Source organism: Mycobacterium sp. GA-1199 (assembly GCF_001500045.1).
Classification (GTDB): domain Bacteria; phylum Actinomycetota; class Actinomycetes; order Mycobacteriales; family Mycobacteriaceae; genus Mycobacterium.
The window spans coordinates 1-504 of sequence record NZ_LQIX01000052.1; the positions used below are offsets into that span (position 1 = coordinate 1).

Sequence of the window (504 nt, forward strand, 5' to 3'; positions counted from 1 at the left end):
GGGTTCAGGCGACGTAGCGATATCGTCTACCCGGCTGTCGTCAGCAGCATCGGGTGATGCGGCGGTGTCGTTGTCGAGCACCCGACCGCCGTCATCGGGTTCTGGCGACGCAGCGATATCGTGGTCGACTTCTCGGCTGTCGTCAGCAGCATCGGGTGTCGTGGCGGTGTCGTTGTCGACTGCTCGGCTGCCGTCATCGGGTTCGGGCGGTGCAGCGTTGTCGTTGTCGACTATCTGGCTGTGGGTTTCGTGTTCTTCGGGTGGGCGCAGGAGCCGTTCGGGTCGGTGGTAGTAGTTCAGCCGCGCCTGGCCGGTGTCCAGTCCCGGTGGGGGCAGCCATTCGACCTCGCAGCGCTCGTTCATGCGGGTGGTCCAGCCGCCGTCCTCGTCGACGCTGCGGTTGTCGGTTCCGCAGGCCAGGCCGAGTTCGTCGACGTTGGTGTTTCCGCCTTTGGACCAGTCGGCTTTCACGTGATGCACTTGGCAGCCGTAGGCGCCGACAGT

General features: G+C 65.1%; 1 protein-coding gene. It reads right to left on the reverse strand.

Annotation, left to right across the window (positions count from 1 at the left end; translation table 11 throughout):
- On the reverse strand, nucleotides 1-504 hold a 504-nt coding region (locus AU198_RS27060; RefSeq protein WP_502689313.1), incomplete at both ends, for an HNH endonuclease signature motif containing protein.